General features: G+C 33.7%; 13 protein-coding genes. 3 read left to right on the forward strand and 10 right to left on the reverse strand.

Features of this window, described 5'->3' with window-relative positions:
• Positions 1–18: 18 nt before the first annotated feature.
• Together fabF and KA893_RS03205 are read right to left on the reverse strand one after the other, a co-directional pair.
• Positions 19–1,263: a beta-ketoacyl-ACP synthase II gene (fabF, locus tag KA893_RS03200; RefSeq protein WP_002483774.1), complete on the reverse strand. Its 1,245-nt coding sequence runs from the start codon at positions 1,261–1,263 to the stop codon at positions 19–21.
• A gap of 11 nt (positions 1,264–1,274) precedes the next feature.
• Positions 1,275–2,216, reverse strand: a complete 942-nt coding sequence (locus KA893_RS03205; protein ID WP_002483775.1) for a beta-ketoacyl-ACP synthase III — start codon at positions 2,214–2,216, stop codon at positions 1,275–1,277.
• A 228-nt stretch (positions 2,217–2,444) separates the two neighbouring features.
• On the opposite strand from KA893_RS03205, the gene KA893_RS03210 reads away from it, so the two are divergent.
• Positions 2,445–2,639 (forward strand): YjzD family protein, encoded by a 195-nt coding sequence (locus KA893_RS03210; protein ID WP_037538889.1) that lies wholly within the window; start codon positions 2,445–2,447, stop codon positions 2,637–2,639.
• Between the two features lie 294 nt (positions 2,640–2,933).
• Here KA893_RS03210 and clpB read toward each other — a convergent pair whose 3' ends face one another.
• From clpB to KA893_RS03225, 3 genes are all read right to left on the reverse strand, one after another.
• Positions 2,934–5,543 carry an ATP-dependent chaperone ClpB gene (gene clpB, locus KA893_RS03215; RefSeq protein ID WP_115338613.1) on the reverse strand — a complete coding sequence of 870 codons (2,610 nt, stop codon included), beginning with the start codon at positions 5,541–5,543 and terminating at the stop codon, positions 2,934–2,936.
• A 387-nt stretch (positions 5,544–5,930) separates the two neighbouring features.
• Positions 5,931–7,763, reverse strand: a complete 1,833-nt coding sequence (locus KA893_RS03220) for an acyltransferase family protein (RefSeq protein ID WP_194440771.1) — start codon at positions 7,761–7,763, stop codon at positions 5,931–5,933.
• A 223-nt stretch (positions 7,764–7,986) separates the two neighbouring features.
• Positions 7,987–8,295, reverse strand: a complete 309-nt coding sequence (locus KA893_RS03225) for a metal-sulfur cluster assembly factor (protein ID WP_002483779.1) — start codon at positions 8,293–8,295, stop codon at positions 7,987–7,989.
• Between the two features lie 112 nt (positions 8,296–8,407).
• Here KA893_RS03225 and KA893_RS03230 point away from each other — a divergent pair, with 112 nt between their 5' ends.
• Positions 8,408–9,256 (forward strand): Cof-type HAD-IIB family hydrolase, encoded by an 849-nt coding sequence (locus KA893_RS03230; RefSeq protein WP_002483780.1) that lies wholly within the window; start codon positions 8,408–8,410, stop codon positions 9,254–9,256.
• Between the two features lie 26 nt (positions 9,257–9,282).
• Positions 9,283–10,605: a CoA-disulfide reductase gene (locus KA893_RS03235; RefSeq protein WP_011303499.1), complete on the forward strand. Its 1,323-nt coding sequence runs from the start codon at positions 9,283–9,285 to the stop codon at positions 10,603–10,605.
• Between the two features lie 69 nt (positions 10,606–10,674).
• Here KA893_RS03235 and KA893_RS03240 read toward each other — a convergent pair whose 3' ends face one another.
• The 5 genes from KA893_RS03240 to addB all read right to left on the reverse strand — a co-directional run bounded on the left by KA893_RS03240 (position 10,675) and on the right by addB (position 20,561).
• Complete coding sequence (locus KA893_RS03240; protein WP_011303500.1) at positions 10,675–11,064, reverse strand: YisL family protein; 390 nt, start codon at positions 11,062–11,064, stop codon at positions 10,675–10,677.
• Between the two features lie 201 nt (positions 11,065–11,265).
• Positions 11,266–12,171: a fumarylacetoacetate hydrolase family protein gene (locus KA893_RS03245; protein ID WP_002483783.1), complete on the reverse strand. Its 906-nt coding sequence runs from the start codon at positions 12,169–12,171 to the stop codon at positions 11,266–11,268.
• A 117-nt stretch (positions 12,172–12,288) separates the two neighbouring features.
• The gene (locus KA893_RS03250) at positions 12,289–13,425 is read right to left on the reverse strand and encodes a DUF418 domain-containing protein (protein ID WP_041079596.1); all 1,137 of its coding nucleotides are present in this window, start codon (positions 13,423–13,425) and stop codon (positions 12,289–12,291) included.
• 15 nt (positions 13,426–13,440) lie between these two features.
• Positions 13,441–17,100: a helicase-exonuclease AddAB subunit AddA gene (gene addA, locus KA893_RS03255; RefSeq protein WP_198065264.1), complete on the reverse strand. Its 3,660-nt coding sequence runs from the start codon at positions 17,098–17,100 to the stop codon at positions 13,441–13,443.
• Positions 17,100–20,561: a helicase-exonuclease AddAB subunit AddB gene (gene addB, locus KA893_RS03260; RefSeq protein ID WP_041079600.1), complete on the reverse strand. Its 3,462-nt coding sequence runs from the start codon at positions 20,559–20,561 to the stop codon at positions 17,100–17,102. The genes addA and addB overlap by 1 nt, the downstream gene beginning before the upstream one ends.
• Positions 20,562–20,849 lie beyond the last annotated feature (288 nt).

Below are 20,849 nucleotides of genomic sequence, written 5' to 3' on the forward strand. Positions count from 1 at the left end.
AAATATAACTTATCTACATTAATCAGTAAATTTTTTCAATACAAGTACAGCATTGTGTCCACCAAAACCTAAACTATTACTCATTGCATAGGTAATATCTAAATCTTCTGCTTTGTTTGGAACGATATCTAAATCGCATTCAGGATCTGGTGAATCAGCATGAATCGTTGGTGCAATACGACTATCTCTAATTGAAAGTGCAGAGAAAATAGCTTCTAATCCACCTGTAGCCCCTAGTAAATGACCTGTCATTGATTTAGTTGAACTTACTTTCAATGATTTCGCCGCTTCACCGAAAGTATTCTTAATAGCTTGAATTTCAGTTAAGTCACCTACTGGAGTGCTTGTTCCATGTGCATTTAAATATTGAATGTCTTTCGCTTCAATACCAGCATCATCTATTGCCGCTTGCATAGCACGTGAACCGCCTTCACCTTCTGGAGCTGGGGCTGTTATATGATATGCGTCACCAGTTGATCCATAACCTACGACTTCAGCGTAAATTTGCGCACCACGAGCTTTCGCTGATTCAAGTGATTCTAAAACGACAATACCTGCACCTTCACCCATGATAAATCCATCACGACCTTCTTGGAAAGGACGACATGCAGTTTCTTTATCATCATTTGTAGATAATGCACGACTCGCACTAAAGCCAGCTAATGCCATATGTGTAATCGGTGCTTCTGTACCACCAGTAATCATTGCATCTGCATCGCCACGTTGAATAATCTTGAATGCTTCACCTATTGAGTTCGTACCAGTTGCACAAGCAGTAACCGTCGAACCATTCGGCCCTTTAGCACCTAAATCTATTGATACTTGACCTGTCGCCATATCTGGGATCAGCATAGGTACGAAGAATGGACTCACACGTCTTGGTCCACGATTTAATAATTGGCTATGTGAAATTTCAAATGTTTCCATACCACCAATACCTGAACCAATCCATACGCCAATTTTATCCGCAGTACTATCATTAATTTCAAGTTTAGCATCGTTAACGGCTTCTCTTGCAGCTACAACTGCATATTGTGTAAAGCGATCCATGCGTCTCGCTTCTTTTTTAGGAATATGCTCTTCAATATCAAAGTCTTTTAACTCTCCAGCTAAATGGACATTGTAATCCGTTGTATCTATGCGTGTAATCGAATCTATACCACTTACACCTTTTAATGCATTGTCCCAAGTAGACTTAGCATCATTTCCTATAGGTGATAATGCGCCAATTCCTGTAATAACAACACGTTGTTCTTTGCTCATAATTTATCCTCCTATTTTCCCCATCTTAGTGTCACAGCGCCCCATGTTAAGCCGCCACCAAAACCTACTAACACTAAGACATCATCATCTTTAATCCTACCATTTTCTAACTCTTGTCCTATACTTAATGGGATTGACGCTGCTGAAGTATTACCAAAGCGATCAACAGATACACTCATTTTTTCTTTTGGTATACCTAAACGTTCTCTCGCTGACTCCATAATTCTTATATTTGCTTGATGAGGTACAAACATATCTACATCATCTGCAGTTAAATTAGCTTTTGCTACTGCGTTGTTAGATGCTTCACCCATAATTCTTACAGCAAATTTAAAAACTTCACGGCCATTCATAAATATTTTTCCGTTTTCTGGATTTAAATATAAATGCTTAGCACCTGAGCCGTCTGAACCTAATTCATAACTTAAGATACCTCGACCTTCAGATACTTCACCGATTACTACAGCTCCAGCTCCATCACCAAATAAAATGGCTGTTGAACGGTCTGTCAAATCTGTGATTTTAGATAATTTGTCCACTCCAACTACTAAAATATTTTTATAATCACCAGATTGAACAAATTGTTTAGCATTTATCATTGAATACATGAAACCACTACAAGCGGCTAATTGATCCATAGAAGCAACTTTGCCGATGCCTAATCTTTCTTGTAATATATTGGCAACTGTTGGGAATGGAAAATCCCCTGTTGATGTCGCAACAATAATCATATCTATTTCTGATGCTTCTATACCTGCATCTTCAATTGCTTTTAAACTAGCTTGATAAGCCATGTCTGAAGTTTCTTCGTCTTCACCAGCCCATCTACGTTCTTTAATACCAGTCATTTGAGAAATCCATTCGTCTGATGTTTCTAAAAATGATTCAAAATAGGTATTTTCTACAACTTTTTCAGGTGCGTATGCACCAAAACCTTTAATACCCACGTCCATGGTTGTACACCTTCTTAAATTTAATTTTAATACCAGGTATTAATTTAACATAATACACATTTCAAATACAAGAACTATACATATTTCATTGCGTATTTTCCACAAATAATTATAAATGACTTAGCTCATTATCACAAAGTATAACCACAATTATTACTAACCTACTATACAAACTACACTTTTTTATTTATAATGTAGATATATATACGATATTGGAGGCATTACATAATGAAATACCTCGCAGTTTTATTTTGGTCTATTGTCTTATTACAAATGATTAATTTCGTACTTAACAGCTTAAATGGTGGCGGTGCACTGAACCTCATTACACCAGTCATAGGCGCTGTTGTATTTACGATTATTATTATCTTATTTGATTTGGTAATTAAACCTAAACATAATAATACAAACGAACAACATTAGATGACTAGGATAATGGTTTAGCTTATGTTTAAGAACGAATCATTTTAATGAAATGTAAAGTTTGAAACATTGATTTATATCCTAGAATCTTTAAACTGTCAACAAAGTCTTCTGACTGACGTTGGCAGTTTTTTTATTTTCAATATTAAAAAATAAACTTATTGGTTTGTTGAGATATGATATATCAACTTACAATCTTGTTCCCCGATTTTATAATTAAAAAAGTGGCGCAGAAACCAATGTAAAAATTAAGGTTTCTGCGCCACACCGTTTTGTTAAATTCAATTATACTTACTAATCGATTTCTGGTTTGTTTTCAGTAAATCTTAAACCATCTTCTGATAGGTCGATGTCTATTGTTGTGCCTTCAGATAAATTTTCTCTAATCATTTTACGTGCAAGTGGTGTTTCTATTTGTCTTTGCACAAAACGTTTCAACGGTCTTGCACCGAATTGTGGTTCGTATGCTTCTTCACCTAACCACGCTTTAGCTTCATCTGACACATTAATTGAAATACGTTGTGCCATTAATCTAATATTCAATTCAGTTAATATTTTATCTACTATAGAACTCATATCACTGATTGTTAATGGTTTAAATAATACAATATCATCCATACGGTTAATAATTTCTGGTTTAAAGTATTGGTTTAAGCTATTCATAACAGCTTTTTCTGTATCATCAGTAATCACACCAGCATCTTTTACGTTTTCTAATAGGATTTGTGAGCCAATGTTACTAGTCATAATGATAATTGTATTTTTAAAATCAACTTCACGACCTTTAGAATCAGTAAGTCTACCTTCTTCAAGTATTTGTAACAATACATTAAATACGTCTGAATGTGCTTTTTCAATTTCATCTAATAATATAACAGAATATGGATTACGACGAACCGCTTCAGTTAATTGTCCACCTTCATCGTGACCTACATAGCCTGGAGGTGCACCAATTAAACGGGAAACTGAATGTTTTTCCATGTACTCACTCATATCAATTCGTATCATATGTTTTTCTGAATCAAATAAAGTTGACGCTAAGGATTTGGCTAATTCTGTTTTACCAACACCTGTAGGTCCTAAGAACAAGAAACTACCTATTGGTCTATTTGGATCTTTAATGCCAGCGCGCGCTCTGACAACAGCATCAGAAACTAAATCTACAGCTTTATCTTGACCAACGACACGTTCGTGTAAAATGTCTGAAAGATTTAATAACTTCTCTCTTTCTGTTTCTACAAGTTTAGAAACAGGGATACCTGTCCATGAACTAACAATATCACCAATTTCTTCATCTGATACAATCTCACGTATAATGCGCTCATTGTCACTATTTTGCTCATTTTGGAATGCAGCTTCTAACTCGCGTAATTCTTTTTCTAATTCAGGAATTTTACCATGTTGTAATTCTGCCGCTTTTTCCAAATTATAATTGTTTTCTGCATCTTCTAAGGCTTTTCTACTTTCGTCTAATTCAGTACGTTTTTCTTGTAGTTTTGCAATTTTGCCTTTTTCTTCTTCTACGCGTGATTGAATTGCGTTTTGTTTTTCTTTTTCATTAGACAATTCTTGTTGTAATTCTTGTAAGCGTTGTTTACTCGCGTTATCTGATTCGTTTTTCAATGCGCTTTCTTCAATTTCTAATTGCATGACGCGACGATTAACTTGGTCTAACTCTGTTGGATTTGAACCCATTTCAGTACGAATCGTTGCACACGCTTGGTCCACAAGATCAATCGCTTTATCCGGTAAGAAGCGATCAGTAATATAACGATCTGATAGTTCTGCCGCAGCTACTAATGCTTTATCTTGAATACGTACACCATGATAAACTTCATAACGTTCTTTCAGTCCACGTAAAATGGAAATTGTATCTTCTACATCTGGCTCAGACACATTTACTTTTTGGAAACGACGCTCTAATGCAGAGTCTTTTTCAATATATTCTCTATATTCATTGAGTGTTGTTGCACCGATACAGTGTAATTCGCCACGTGCAAGCATTGGTTTTAGCATATTACCTGCATCCATCGCGCCTTCTGTTTTACCTGCACCAACAAGCATGTGAATTTCATCTATAAATAATATAATTCTACCGTCTGAGTCTTTCACTTCTTTAAGTACTGCTTTTAAACGTTCTTCGAATTCACCACGATATTTTGCACCTGCAACAAGCGCACTTAAATCTAATTCAAATATTGTTTTATCTAAAAGTGATTCAGGCACGTCTTTACGCACAATACGTTGTGCAAGGCCTTCAACAATTGCTGTTTTACCTACACCTGGTTCACCGATTAATACTGGATTATTCTTAGTCTTTCTACTTAAGATTCTCACAGTATTTCTTATTTCTTCATCACGTCCAATGACAGGATCCATATTACCTTGACGGACTTCTTCAACTAAATCTCTACCATATTTTTCTAAAGCTTCATAATTTGCTTCTGGGTTTTGTGACGTCACATGATTTCCTCCTCTAATTTTTTTAATGATTTCTACAATAACTTCTTTTTTATTATCGACAAATTTAATTGTTGTATCATCTATGTCCATTGCAGCTAAAATGATATGTTCCATAGAAATATACTCATCTTCATAAGTATTCATATACGTTTCAGCTTTATTTATTAATTCATTTGCTTTCTGGCTAATATATTGACCATATTGCACGTTATCCCCTTGTACTGAAGGATAATTTTTCAATTTTTCATCGTAAGCCTTATTTAAAAGTTCGGTCTCTATGTTTGCTCTTTCCAATACACTTTTAAATAAACTTTCACTTTCTTCAAGTGCTGCTTTTAATATTGCTTCTATTTCGATATTTTGATTTTCGTTATCTTTTGCTAGCTCTATTGCTTTTTGCAAAGCACCTTGAACTGCATAGGTCATTTGATTAATATCCAAAATGATTCACCTCACCATTTAGTCTTTGATCAAGAACAAAGTAAGTTTGACTTTGACTTTCTTTGACCTTAATTTTATTATAATCCTATTGTTCACTTTTATCAACCAATATAACTATAAATTTTAAATTATTTTAGCTGCGTGTAATGCTTTATATACCTATGTTTTGCCCATAATTTTTATATTCTAAACAATGACTTTGTTCATTTTAAACATGATATATAAACACCCCTTAGATATGAATATTCATGACACTCAATAAATTAAAAGGCATAACCTCTTGTTCATTAAGCGGTTATGCCTTTTATTGTGTTTTAGCAGTCTATTTCATGCAAATCACACTCTAATTAAATTTATTAAATTGACTCAATTTCATATTTAATTTTGCTACTTAGCGGTTGATTTCGTTGCAATATGTTTTAAAATTTCATCTGTTAATGCTTTTACACCTGAAGGCTCTAAATGAATACCATCTGGTGCAAAGTACTCGCTATGGCCTTTCGAACGTTGATACCAATCAATCAATGTTACATTATGATGCTTTTTAGCTGCGTCTGACATAACTTGGTTGACATGACCTTCATAGCTTCTTGGTACACGCGTGTTAATCAAATACACATTGGCTTTACCATATTTGCCTATCAGTTCGTCCAGCTGTACTTCAGAAAAATCTCCATTCGTTCCTAATTCTAAAATCACTTGCTTAGACTTATAATTGTAAGATTTATATTTTTCATCTGTTAATGGTATAGCTTCATATAAATTACGTCCGACTTTACCATCAATGGTTGCATTGGGAACGTGCGTTTTAAAAGTTTCTCCAATATCAACCATAACCGAATCACCAATAAGCAGTGGACTCAAATCAGTATATACCTCATTATCTTTATCTTTTTTAAAATTTGAATCTCCTAAAAAGTTAACATCGTCGACCGGTATGGGTCTAACCATATACTTATCAATTTCTGCTGTATTATATGACGTTGATTTATTATTAATTTGGTCTTTTCCTAAACGATCAAATGTCCCCGCAAAAATAAAAATGGTTGGTAGCAGTATCACGCCTAGTAGTATAGTTCTGATTAATGTGGACTTTTTATATTTATTAATACTTAAGGCCTTGAATCCTTGTTTTCTAAACTGTGTTTCAATGAATCTATATGATATTTCAGCAAAGAAAATAGTCAATAAGATGTCTAGAGCATATACATATAATGGGACTTGGCCTTCAACATAATAGGAATGTAAAAAGCTTATGACTGGGAAATGCCATAAATATAAACTATAAGAGCGTTTACCAATATAAACAAAGAAAGGATTTCCTATTAATTTAGCGAAATACCCCGATGGATGCACTACACTAATGATAACAAATAAAGTGATACCGGAAATAAGGTAAAAACCACCATTATAGATCCAATCACTATTATCATCGACTTTAATGAAAAGTAATAAGAGTATTAAAATCCCTATTGCACCTATACTATCAATAATGAACCTGAGACTAGGATTAGGGTTCTGCTTTAATTTAAATGGCGGCCAAATAAAGGCTAATATAACACCGAGCAACATCGTTTGTAACCTTGTATCTGTTCCAAAATAAACACGAGAATGTTGCATATGTGGTTGAGAAATCCAAACCATTAAAAGTAATGAAATCAGTGAAATAATCCAAAAAATAAGTGTTACATTTCGGTATTTCTTAATTGTTAATAATAATGCTATCAAAACGATTGGAAAAACTATGTAGAATTGCTCTTCAATTGCTAATGACCACAAATGTTTTAATGGCATAAAGGCAAACTGTTCAAAATAATTTACATCAGTTGCAATATACCACCAATTTGATACATAAAAAATGGCTGCAAATGCATCATGCTTTATACTTATAATTTGTTCAGGCTTAAAAATGAGTGTCGCTAAAGTTACTGTAACAACTAATACCAATACGGCCGGTATCAAACGTTTAATTCGCCGTAACCAAAACTGCTTCAAATTGATAATGCCGGTACTTTCATACTCAAACAAAAGTAAACTTGTAATTAAGTAGCCCGAAATTACAAAAAATGTATCTACACCAAGAAACCCACCAGATAACCATTGCTTATTTAAATGATAAATAATAATACCTATAACTGCAATTGCTCTAAGTCCATCTAAACCAGGCATATAACGCGTGTGACGGTTGGTTTGATTACGATTATTAGAATTTCTGTTCATTTACTACCATACTTTCATCTCCGAATATATTACTTTTGCTTTTTAATGTTTTACACCAAGCCATTGTAATACTTTCGTAACATAACTGCAATTATTTTAATGATTTGCACTATAGAAAATTTTTATTTTAAGATTGTCAGCATGCTTTAAATTTTCAAAAAAATACTAGCCTATAGATCATTATCGATCTTTAAGCTAGTATTTTCAATTACTATTAGTAGCGTTAGCCGATGCCTAATGCAATTTTAGCATAACGAGACATCATGTCTTTACCCCATGGTGGACTCCAAACAATATTCACTTCTGTATCTGCTATTTCTGGAATCTCAGCTAAAACCATTTTAACTTGGTTAACAATTTGTGGTCCCATTGGGCATCCCATAGATGTTAATGTCATTTCAACTGTACATAAACCTTCGTCATTAACATCAACATTATATACTAAACCTAAGTTGACAATATCAATACCTAACTCAGGGTCAATAACCATTTCTAACGCATTTAATATGCTATCTTTTAATCCTTCATCCATTCATATCACCTCTTCGAATTTAATGATACTAACAATATATCAAATATCTTACAAAACGCCAATAAAATGCTATGATATTCATACATCAATAAAAAACATTAAGGAGAATTAAATGGAATCTTATTTAATTTGTCTAGATCTAGACGGCACGTTATTAACAGATGAAAAAGTAATCTCACCATATACAAAAAACGTTTTAACAACACTACAACAACAAGGTCATAAATTAATGATTGCTACTGGTAGACCTTATAGAGCCAGTCAAATATATTACCATGAATTAAATATGGATACACCCGTTGTTAATTTCAATGGTGCCTTTGTTCATCATCCAAAAGACGATCAGTTTGAGCCAATGCATGAAGTATTGGACTTAGATTTATCTAAAAACATCATTGAATCACTGAATGATTATGGCGTAACAAACATGATTGCTGAAGTTAAAGATTATGTTTTTATTAATAATTACGATCAAAAATTATTCGATGGGTTCTCTATGGGAAATCCAAAAGTTGAAACAGGCGATTTACTTAACTCATTAACTGAGTCTCCAACATCGATTTTAGTTGAAGCAGAAGAATTTATGATTCCTAGAGTCAAACAAATGCTCACACGTTTTTACGCTGAAAATATTGAACATCGTCGATGGGGTTCACCATTCCCAGTAATAGAAATTGTTAAGCAAGGTATTAGCAAAGCACGTGGGATTGATTATGTGAAATCGTATTTAAATATTGATAGAAATCATATCATTGCTTTTGGAGACGAAGATAACGATTTGGAAATGATTAAATATGCGAAACACGGTATCGCGATGGACAATGGTTTAGATGAACTTAAACACGTTGCAAATCAAACTACATATTCTAATAATGAGGATGGCATTGGACGTTATTTAAACGACTATTTCCAATTAAATATGCCTTATGAAGAAACAGTAAAATCTAGTATAGAATCATAGATAGATACTTAAGGAGGCTTTTCATTATGAATAAAATTGTAGTAGTAGGTGCAGTTGCAGGTGGTGCAACGGTAGCCAGTCAAATTAGAAGACTTGATCAAGAAAGCGAAATTGTTGTCTTTGAAAAAGATAGAGATATGAGTTTTGCTAATTGTGCCCTGCCTTATTATTTAGGTAACGTGGTAGATTCGCGCAATAAGGTGCTTGAAGCAACACCTGAATCATTTTATGAAGCTAAAAATATTGTTGTCAAACCTTGTCACAAAGTAACATCAATCAATGACACAGAGAATACAATTACTGTCTATGATCGTATACAGGATACGTATTTTGAGACACATTATGATACTTTAATATTAAGTCCTGGCTGTAGTGCCAATTCATTAAATTTAGATAGTCCTATTGCGTTTACATTAAGAAACATGGAAGATACAGATGCAATTGAAACATTCATCAAAGAAAATCAAGTTAAAAACGCACTTGTCGTAGGTACTGGATATATTGGTCTTGAAATTTTAGATAATCTATATGAAAGAGGTATCTCCCCTACACTCATCCATCGTTCAACACATATTAATAAACTAATGGATCAAGACATGAATCAAGCAATCCTCGATGAAATGGATAAGAGAGATATTCATTATAGATTCAACGAAGAAATTTCAAAAGTTGTGGGCAATGCAGTGCATTTTGAATCTGGTAAAGTTGAAAATTATGACCTAATTATCGAAGGCGTTGGTGTTAAACCAAACTCAGAATTTATAAAAAATTCAAACGTTACTTTAGATGATAAAGGCTATATTCCAGTAAACGACCAATTTCAAACGAACATTCCAAATATTTATGCACTAGGTGATATCATTACGTCCCATTATCGCCATGTTGATTTAAATGCACACGTTCCTTTAGCTTGGGGTGCACATCGTGGTGCTAGTGTCATCGCCGAACAATTAGCTGGTGATCACAAGATACACTTTAAAGGTTATTTAGGCTCAAATATCGTAAAATTCTTCGATTATACATTTGCTAGTGTCGGTGTATCACCGAAAGAGCTTTCAAATTTTGATTATGCAATGGTCGAAGCAAATCAAGGTGAACATGCCGGTTATTACCCAGGAAATACCAAGCTGCACTTACGCGTTTACTTTGATAAGACAAATCGACGTATCATTCGTGCTGCAGCAGTAGGTATGAAAGGTGTCGACAAACGTATTGATGTACTATCAATGGCTATGATGCATAAACTCACTATCGATGAATTAGTTGAATTTGAAGTAGCTTATGCACCACCATACAGTAGACCCAAAGATATTATTAATATGATAGGTTATAAAGCACGAAATAAATAACTATATAAATAAAAGCCGTACATTTCCTAATGGAATTGTACGGCTTTTATTATTGTTATACACTTACGTTTATAAACCAAACATTTGCGTAATTGGACCCATAGGTAAAATAATACCTATAATCATCGTTAAGATGATTACTACAATCGTCGTCCACATTAAGCCATGACTAGGTTGCCCTTTTTTACGTTTAGTAATTGTTACTTCCATTAATGCAACTACAGCCACACCACATATCATTTTCAATGTAAGTAACATGTGCCCACCAGCAGCTCCTGATGAAAATGATTGAATCCAAACCCAAAATCCAGAAATTAAGACTAATAGCATAAATAGTCTTAATAGCATATGAATTGGTTTGAAATATGGTGATGCACCTTGTTTTTCTGAAAAATTAAAATAAGCAGCAAAGAACAAGATGATTAATAAAACCCAACTAGCAATATGCATATGTAACATACTTGATTACCCCCACACAATTTTTACTTCAAAAATATATAAAACAGCAGTATGTTGTCCCCTTTTAACTTTGAAGTCAAAAGATTACATCTCTTATCATACTCAATATAACTGTACAATTCAAAAAAACTACATTACTAATTTACAAAAAATAAAACTGGTTAACCCGCCATGGACTAACCAGTTAACAATAATCAATGATTATTTATCTGCAATAAAGTTTGTTAACGTACCAATATTATCTATTGTTACCTTAATTTCATCACCAGGTTGTAAGAATTGCGGTGGATTCATACCTGCACCAACACCCGCTGGTGTGCCAGTCGCAATAATATCTCCTGGATGTAATGCTACATATTTTGAAATTTCTTCTATTAATTCATCAATTTTAAGAATCATTTGACCTGTATTGCCATCTTGACGAATATCATTGTTAACTTTGGTTACAATATTGACATCTTCTGGCGTTGGTAATTCATCTTTTGTTACAATATATGGTCCTACAGGGCAACCCCCTGTTAAACTTTTAGATAAGAATGCTTGGTCCTGTGCATTTTGAGCTTTACGGTCTGTTATATCATTAATAATTGTATAACCATAAACATAATCTAAAGCGAGACCTTTAGGTATTTTCTCACCAGATTTGCCAATGACAATACCAAGCTCACCTTCATAGTCTAGTTGATCCGTAATATCTTTATGATTTGGTATCGTGCTATTATCACCAGTTAATGACGAAGCAGCTTTAGTAAAAACATACAAACGTTGTACTTCGTGATTTAACTCATTCGCATGATCTTGATAATTACGTCCAAAGGCAATTACATTATTAGTTGGCGTGACCGGTGGTAAAAATTCAATGTCGCTAAACTGAACTTTGTAATCTTCACCTTTACCACTGTCTTCCGCTGCAACAACCGCTTTACGAACTTGTTCTTGAAAATCTACGACTTGATTTTGTTGAAGACCATTTAATAACGTTTTAGGGTGAAATGAACCTTCAGCAAAATCTGCAAATACTTTCTTCAAGTCCCATGCAGCTTCTTCACGTTTTACTTTCACACCATATGATGTCTGTCCTTCATGTTTGAATGATAGGAATTTCATTCATTATCAGCTCCTCATCTATATCTTATTTCATATTATAACTATATTTACCACTAAATAACAAATATATAACTAGTATAAGCCAAAAATTCAGGCCTTTTACCTAAACTAAAACGATTACTTCAAATATGTGACTTTTCGCCATAACCATTCTATTGGACCTTTACTGAATTTTTTCAAATAAAAATAGCAACCAATGACTTGTAAGCTATAAAAAATGATAACAATGAGATAGGATTGATATAATGGCAACTTGTTATATAACCCTAAGCCAAAGCCCATAAAAATAAATGTAAACATGATACTTTGAGTAATATAAACCGATAAGCTCAATTTACCGGGATACTTAAATATACGCATGATTTGTGCACCATGAACACTTTGACATAAATATACTATGAGTATAATATATCCTGCAGATACAATCGGGCCACCTACAGCATTGATAACAGCGAATGAACCATTATCATAATCAATAGCAAAAGGCATTTTAATACAATAGCCTAAAATAGCTATTAAACTCCCCCATTTCAAAAAGGATGAGCTTTTTGTTCGAATAAGTTCAATTAAATTCATCTTATATGCAGCAATACCGAAAAGGGCATAAGGTAAAAATTCCAGAAATGCAGATCCCATTAAAATATCCAACATACTATATAGATTCTCAAGAACGTTCAACTTTAAAAATGAATCATAGTGTCCATTCTGTTTAACATCGATAAATTGTTGCAGAGATATACCTAGATAGTTATTTTTCTCATAAACACCTTGCGTATAATTTAAAATGGCAAAAGGCACCACAAAGATAAGGATTTTAAACACAAATAAAATACTAGCTATTTTAATTAGCTTTTGGGCTTTCATTTTAATAAACAGTACTGCGAATAGCCCTGTAAATGCATAACCAAATAGGATATCACCTGAAAAGATAAACATACCGTGAATTACGCCGATGACTAATAAAAAGCTAAGTCTTCTGTAGATCATCGGATAAAATCGAATTTTTCTGATTCGACTATGCTCAAACATCATACCAAGTCCATACCCAAATAAAAAAGTGAATATTGGATAAAATGAACCTATAACAAACAGTGTAATCAAATGAAGTAATACAGCATTAAAGCCTTTTACTGTCTGAGACATTGAAGCCATCTCGTACGGAAGACTAAAAACTAAAATATTCATTAAAATAATGCCGAAAAGACTTATTCCTCGCAAAGCATCTAATTCAAATATTCTTTGTTTCACAGGCACGTGTAACGCTCCTTTTTATCCTTCTATAGATAACTGACCAAATTTAAAGAAATACAAGAATCCTTTCACATCGGTCTTCAATATTGTTTCTAATGTATTACGATAATGATTCATTTGAACCTTATAGCGTTCTCTCAATTGAGCACCAATCTCTTCATCTGACATATTTCTTCGTCTATTAAAGGCATCTGTCTTATAATCTACAAAATAATATTGTCCCTCTTTAACAAATATAAGGTCAATCATCCCTTGAATAATTGAAGCATCTTCTTCACTATGCTTGTTATGGTCAACCTCATTTTGATTAACAACAAATGGCAACTCGCGATATATTTCGTCACTTTCAGCAATTAATTGATACAAGTCACTTGCTATAAAATTGTAGATATCATCAAATCGGATATCTTGTTTGGCATCTTCAGGAATAATATGTTGCGCTATCAGATGATCTACGAGACGGTTTACATCTTCTTCGGTTAATCTATCCTTATTAAAAGGTAAGTGTTGCATAACTGTATGCATTAATGTACCTATTTCATTCGCTTTTCTTTGCTTACTACGGCTTAAAAATGCCGGTCTCTCATATGAAGTAGAACCAATACGATATTGTCTAACTCTATCATAGTTCGTATCTGATTGTTCCGTCTCATGCTGACGCTTCAACTCCGAAACCGACTGCTTTGAGGGCTTTTCTATAGCTGATTGATATGGATATTCATAGCTTAATTGATTACGAATTTGAGCTTGAAGTGCTTCATTTTTCGAATGATTCATTTCTATATCTGCTACCGTGCGCTGTTCGCTTACATCAGTGACTGTTTCTGACGCAATATCTTCATAAAAATCAGTGTTTAATTGTACATATGGTCGCATGGCTTGATCAACGCCCTCTATCGTCTGTTCAAAGCGCAACTCATTTGGCAATGATGAAGACTGGTATTTGGCTAGTATTGGATAAATCATATCAATCGGTCGTTGTGCTGTTATGCGATAACTCACCGGTAAATGGGATTCCGATACGGATACTTGTTCAAACTGTGAAAGTGTTTTTTCATCTTTAACTCTACCAATTAAAAAAAGTTGTTCTTTTGCGCGTGTTAAAGCAACATAAATGAGTCGCATTTCTTCTGAAACCATCTCTTTTTCAGCAATCGCTTTATATGTCACTGAAGATAACGACGGATAAGATAAATTACTTTCAACATCATAATACGCCATACCTAAACCATAACTCTGATTTAATATAACCGGCCGATGTAAATCATCACGTCTAAACTTACGAGAAAGCCCAGAATATATAACAAATGGAAACTCTAGCCCTTTACTGCTATGAATTGTCATCATTCTAACAACATCATCGTTCGGTCCGACTATATTCTCTTCACCAAAATCTTTACCACGTTCAATAAGTTCATCAATAAAACGAATAAATTGATACAATCCACGAAAACTTGAGTTTTCAAATTCGACCGCTTTGTTAAATAATCCATATAAATTCGCACGACGACCTTTACCACCAATAATGCCGCTAAAGTACTGTATGACGTAGTGATCATTATAAAATTTATCGATGAGTTGATAAACTGGATGACTTTGACTATAGTCTTGATATTGTTCGATATCTTCAAGGAATGACGCAAGTTTAGCTACTAATTTTTTATTAGCTACATCATTGGCCATGTAATGCTTTATCGATTGATAAAAGTAATCATCGTTTGGGCTAAATACACGTATATTAGATAACTCATCCTCAGTAAATTGATAAATAACCGAACGCATGAGACCGACTAAATAAATATCTTGTAAAGGGTTATCTATGGTTCTTAAAAACGATAAAATCAATTGCACTTCAGTTTGTTCAAAATAGCCTTCCTTGCTGTTCACATGAAATGGAATATTATGATCCTTAAATGCTTGTTGAATTTTACGCGCTTGTCCATATGATCTTTCTAAAATCACAATATCTTTATAGCTCGGTTTTCGATATTGTTCCATTTTAATATCATAAATTTCATGTTGCGACATTATTTTTTCAACTTGCTGTACAATATATTCTGCCTCTTGTTCTGATCCATTTAAGTCTGATGTTGCATCTTCAATTAACATATTCAACTGTACATCATGTGGTTTATGATCAAACGGCGCCCCATAATATAACTGTGCTGCATCGTCGTAAACAATTTCTCCTACTGCCTCGTCCATCATATGCTTAAATAAATAATTCGTCGTTGTTAATATTTCTTCCCTTGATCGAAAGTTCTGAGACAAATCTATGCGCATACCGTGTTCAGACCCATCAAGCGTAAAGCGATTATATTTCCCTATAAAAAGACTTGGATCTGCTTGTCTAAATTTATAAATAGACTGTTTCACATCACCAACCATAAACAAATTACCATCCGCTTCGCCACCACGTTTAATGCAGGCAATGATTTTTTCTTGAACACGATTGGTGTCTTGATATTCATCTACAAGGATTTCCTCAAATTGCTTGCGATACATATCTGCAATTTCTGACGGATTACCGTCTGAGTCCATCAAAATACGCAAGGCGAAATGTTCATAATCCGAAAAATCCAGTAAGTTACGACTTCGCTTTTTATGATTAAATTGTTCAATCACATCTGCTGTAACTTGCGCTAAATAAGCGACTCTTGGCGCTAAACGTTGCATATCTGTTTTTAAGTCAGCGGCTTCACGTGAAAAATAATCTTCTTGGACTTTACTCACTAACGCTTTGTAATCATCATAATGCTTTTTACCATCATCATATGCATCCATCATCATTTCATTAGCTTCTTTTATCTTTTTATTTTTTGCAGGAAAACGTGATTCAAATTGATGTTCAGCAATTTTTTGCGTATTTAACAAGCCACCTTCCATCGCTTCTGCTAAGAAACGGCGTTCTTTATCTAATACAGCGACTTGTTTATCTACTTCTTCCAACATCATAAATAAATCGTAACTCTTATTGAGTGCCTCTAACGCAGAATTCATAAATATCATCGCTAAATCATTAAGCAAATTGAATAATGTTTCTTGCTGTGATTCATCTTCGTATGGTGTTGACAAATGTTGTAGCCAATTTAATGGATTTGGGTTAGCAACACTAAAGTAATACATTTCTTTAATGGTATTCCTTAATTGATCATCATTACGGTCAGATGATAATTGCTCTGTTAAATCAACAAAATGAGGATCCAATATATCGTAATGGCGTTCTAGCACTTCATCGATTGTTTGCTCTAGTAATAATATATTTTCCGCTTCACTGCTTGTTCTAAAATTAGGATCAATATCTAAGACATCATAATGTTGTTGAATGAGTTTCAAGCAAAAGCTATGTAATGTAGATATCTGTGCTTGATGTATTTTGACACGTTGATTTTTCAAATGTGCATTGTCCGGATTTTCAATTGAAGCTTCTTGAATGCGTTGATCTACACGTTGTTTCATTTCACGTGCACTTGCATTTGTAAAAGTAACCACAAGCAATTTATCAACATCAATTTCATCTCTGATAATGCGTTGAATGATACGTTCAACAAGTACTGCTGTTTTACCAGAACCGGCTGCAGCTGCAACAAGAATATCCTGGCCTTTGGCATAGATACTCTGCCATTGGTTATCAGTCCATCGTGTCCCTGTTGGTTTCACTGGAATGGCATTCATCATTACTCACCCTCACTTTCTAAATCTACATCTTGGATTGCTTCAAGTGGATTGATTGATTCGTCAACTGTACGATATCGTTTACTATCAATCATGCCATCTACATGACAGACTGATTTATAATTACAAAAATCACATGGTAATGTTTGGTTATATTTCATTGGCGCAACTTCGGTATGACCATCCATGATATTTGACGCTGTTTCAATAAAGTTCTGCTTATTATGCTTAATTAATTTATAAATTGTCTGTTCATCGGCAACTTTACTATTACTTTTAATTCCGCCATCCTTTTTCAAACCTAACGGTACAATATCGGAATTGTAACTTGGTTCTAATCGTGTATCAAACGCATCTAAGACAGATGTGTCACTATTTAATAAACCACTGAGTTTAAACGAATTAATAAATTCGGTGTTTCTTTTATCTTCACTTAATTGATTCCAAGCTAATTTAATACGTGGTTCATGTACGTGAAAATATAGTAGACCTCCTGGTTTAGTCATATCTGTTAAACCAAGTCTTGATTTATTTTGCAGAACAATATCCATATAAGTCATCATTTGCATTTGCATGCCATAATATACTTTAGTTAAATCTAACGTACCACTGTACTTGGAAGACTTATAATCTATAATATTTACAAAACTTTCATCGCCTTGTTGGTATGTGTCGATACGGTCGATTTGCCCGCGAATATTGATTGGTATACCTTGTTTCGTTTGCAATGGTGCTGCTAATAACTCACTTTGATCTTTAGGTTTTCTTCTAAAGCTAGCTTCAAAACGTTGTGGTGTAAACTTAGTATGACTTCCTTGGTATTTAAGTGCAGTCAATGTCGTCTCAACAATGGCACCAATGCGTTGCGACAAATAGCGATAATACGCCGTTGAATTAAGTAAATTAAATTGAACTTCTGGTAATATTTCACTCAATGCTTCTGTCGTTAACTTGTGTATTTGTTTTGGATTTAAATTCTTAAAATCACCATTTACTTTTTCTGAAATGAATTTTAAAACCCGATGAAATATGTCGCCTAAGTCAAAATTTTCTAGTTTATATTTTGTACGTTCATTAAGTCTTAAACCATGAGAAGCAAAATGTTTAAATGGGCACGCCTGATATCCTTCAAAACGAGACACACTTGCATTAATGGTTGAGCCATATAATGCTTTAGATAATGATGGATTGAGTTGAACTGTCTGATTATCGTATGTTAAAGCAGAAAGTAAATAGCTTAAACCATCATTTAAGCGCGTATCATCTCTCATCACTTGATACGTATCTAACCAAGTTTCAGCTACCAATTCATCATCTAGCCATGCCTTCAAAGATTCAAAAAGCGCAATCTTAGTTTGATGAGGATGTTCCATTAACCTTAAAGGCTCTGCTTGATGTTGATGATGAATATTTTGTACTTCTAAATTTGTATACAATTGCTGAATTTGATGTAAGAATGGACTCGGCTCTTTCACATCACCACTCGCTCCCATCAATGCATATGAAAATGTGACATGCGCACGACTTCTTGTCATAGCAATATAACAAACAAATGCTTCATCCATTTGTAAAATATCAGCTGTGGGACTTAATTCGATTGATGACTGCTCTTGGAAATACTTTTTCTCTTCATCTGTAATTAAACTAGATGCAGTCACCGTTTGTGGCAACACGCCATCATTAGCCCCTACAAGGTAAACATGTTGTTTATTATCCACTTTCGCTAAATCCATAGTTCCAATACTCACTTGGTCTAATGTCTGCGGAATCATAATAAATTCTAGTTGTTCTAATCCAATATCAAAGAGTTCTAAGAAGCGCGTTTTTGACATGCTTTGATCATCAAATACTGTCACTAAATCATCTAGTGTTTGTATAAGACCATTCCATATTTGATCTATCTCTTCGGCTTTTTTATGTTCACCATTAAAGTCTAATGCATCTCTATCTGTCATTAATTGACTTGGCAAATCAAATGCTTCCATCGCTTCATAAAATGCAGTCGCAAAAGCGATCGCTGTGCTAGCATTATTTATTTTCTCCTCAAATAACATGACTTTTTTCATTACGTCATTTTTTAATTGAATGACACGCTCAAAGGTTTCGCGTTCTTCATCTGTTAATGGCTGGCGTTTCAAACCCATTTTTCTAAATTGTTCTATATCAAAGTATTTGTCGTCTATCCAACGCTTGCCATATATACCGCGCTCTAATACAAAGTTCTCTAATATATCAATAAGATATTGGCTATCTTTAAATTTTTTAGTTAAAACATTTGTTTTAAACAAACGCATTAATGGATCAAATTGCCATCCAGTTTGGATAACTTCTATAAGTGAACGTATCATTTCCATTATTGGATGATGCGTCATAGATGACTTAACATCTATGTTGTATGGTATATCGTACTGTGGCAATATAGATTCCATTAAATAAGCATATGATTCGTCTCTATATAAAATAGCAATATCTTGGAAACGACGACCTTGTTCACGATTTTCTCTTAAGATACGTCGCGCAACTTCGTTAATTTCTTCACGCATGCCAGAAGCTTCTAGAATTTCAACATTACCTTCTGTTGGAATAGGCTCAAACTGTAATGCATTGAAATTGTGTTCCAAGTGTTTCAAGTCTTTGTGTATGAATCGCTGCACATCCAAAAACTGTCTACTATGTAATTGTATATTTAAATTATTCGCAATTTCTTCTATATGCGTCAATGATTCAGAGGGTTTTCTAAACAAACTAAAAAGATCTCTATCACCATCAGTCGTTAATACAATCGTCACTTTTTTCGCATATTTTACTAAACTTTGTATGATTTGATACTCTAATGTTGAAAAGTTGTGGAAACCGTCTATATAAATTTCTGCGCGTTTAAGCCACTCAGATTGGTCCATCATTTCTATAAACCGCTGCAAACTATCCTCTGTTGATACATATTCACCATTGATTCTATCTTCTAAGTGTTTGTATACCAATGCTATATCTTGTAATTTATGCTTTGTTCTCGTTTGTAAATTATTTTCCGCAATATACATTTCTAGTTGTTGTGGCGATACCGCATATTTTTTAAAATCCTGTATTTGTTCATATAGTTTCTCGCTAAAACCATAATATTTTACCTGTGATTGATATAACCTTAATTCAGACTGATGTTGTTGTATGATGTCATATATCATCATTTCTGTGCCTGCTTTTGATAATTGTTGTTCCATCAATCCGCCGACTTCTTGAAATACACGATAGCTCAAACGTTCAAAGTGCAATACCTCTGTTCTCAAACTACCATTTAATGTTTTGTCGTTTACAAATGCTTGTTCAAGTTGAAACGTATTTTGCGTAGGCGCAATTAATACTATCGGATCTCCTAATGGATCTTGTTTCATTTTTTCTTTAATTTCTTCAATAATCGCTTTTGATTTCCCAGTACCTGCTCTACCGATATACGCATTTAATTCCATTATCTACGCCAACTCCTTTGACTCACATTTTAACATATAAAGCTATCTGTTATGACTTCTTACACCTATCATAGTTAATTAATTACCATAAGCATTTTACTTATTATATACGTCTATAAGCAATGTCGTAATATTTACATATCTACTTACCATTCACTATTTTTTTATTCACTTTATTATAAGACTGTACAAACTTAAAATATAAAAAATGAACTGGAAACCTACTTGGTCTACAGTTCATTTTTTAATTATTGTAATAGACAATGAAATCATCTATTGGTACGAGCG

Origin of the sequence: Staphylococcus sp. GDY8P126P, assembly GCF_017891965.1 — a bacterium.
In the GTDB taxonomy this organism is placed as follows: domain Bacteria; phylum Bacillota; class Bacilli; order Staphylococcales; family Staphylococcaceae; genus Staphylococcus; species Staphylococcus saprophyticus.

Excerpts from the sequence above, each read along its gene's own strand:
- fabF (WP_002483774.1), bottom strand. The coding sequence starts at position 1,263 with ATGAGCAAAGAACAACGTGTTGTTATTACAGGAATTGGCGCATTATCA.
- KA893_RS03205 (WP_002483775.1), bottom strand. The coding sequence starts at position 2,216 with ATGGACGTGGGTATTAAAGGTTTTGGTGCATACGCACCTGAAAAAGTT.
- KA893_RS03210 (WP_037538889.1), top strand. The coding sequence starts at position 2,445 with ATGAAATACCTCGCAGTTTTATTTTGGTCTATTGTCTTATTACAAATG.
- KA893_RS03220 (WP_194440771.1), bottom strand. The coding sequence starts at position 7,763 with ATGAACAGAAATTCTAATAATCGTAATCAAACCAACCGTCACACGCGT.
- KA893_RS03225 (WP_002483779.1), bottom strand. The coding sequence starts at position 8,295 with ATGGATGAAGGATTAAAAGATAGCATATTAAATGCGTTAGAAATGGTT.
- KA893_RS03230 (WP_002483780.1), top strand. The coding sequence starts at position 8,408 with ATGGAATCTTATTTAATTTGTCTAGATCTAGACGGCACGTTATTAACA.
- KA893_RS03235 (WP_011303499.1), top strand. The coding sequence starts at position 9,283 with ATGAATAAAATTGTAGTAGTAGGTGCAGTTGCAGGTGGTGCAACGGTA.
- KA893_RS03240 (WP_011303500.1), bottom strand. The coding sequence starts at position 11,064 with ATGTTACATATGCATATTGCTAGTTGGGTTTTATTAATCATCTTGTTC.
- KA893_RS03245 (WP_002483783.1), bottom strand. The coding sequence starts at position 12,171 with ATGAAATTCCTATCATTCAAACATGAAGGACAGACATCATATGGTGTG.
- addA (WP_198065264.1), bottom strand. The coding sequence starts at position 17,100 with ATGATGAATGCCATTCCAGTGAAACCAACAGGGACACGATGGACTGAT.
- addB (WP_041079600.1), bottom strand. The coding sequence starts at position 20,561 with ATGGAATTAAATGCGTATATCGGTAGAGCAGGTACTGGGAAATCAAAA.